Raw genomic sequence first — 422 nt, forward strand, 5'->3', positions numbered from 1 at the left:
TTAACGGGAACAAAGCGAATACTAGGCCTTCTACTCGCTTCATATATTGCCAAACAATCATTCTTATCATTTTTGTTACCACGTACAAATGGGGTGACATGTTGTGCAGGAATTAAATTAACTTGATGACCAGAATTTAAACATGCTCTGCCCCAGTAATGAGAGGAAGAACAAGCCTCCATAACGACTTCACAAGGCGGTAAATTAAGGATTATTTCATGGAGTTTTACTCTAGAAACCCGCTTTGAGAAACAAGGTTTTCCGTGTTCATCAATTCCAAGAAGTTGAAATACATTTTTTGCTAAATCGATGCTTAATATACTAACGTTATTCATGATGGATGCTCCTACTAACTATCGTTATAAACACACCTTTAGTTTGGCGCATTGACGCCGATTTGGGAGTGTCCATCTCATCACCCA

Annotated in this window: 1 pseudogene; it reads right to left on the reverse strand. The window is 38.4% G+C overall.

Annotation, left to right across the window (positions count from 1 at the left end):
- Positions 1-335: pseudogene (locus CWC18_RS20620) on the reverse strand (IS110 family transposase); the annotation flags it as partial.
- Positions 336-422 lie beyond the last annotated feature (87 nt).

It is taken from the genome of Pseudoalteromonas aurantia, assembly GCF_005886875.1.
Classification (GTDB): domain Bacteria; phylum Pseudomonadota; class Gammaproteobacteria; order Enterobacterales; family Alteromonadaceae; genus Pseudoalteromonas; species Pseudoalteromonas aurantia_A.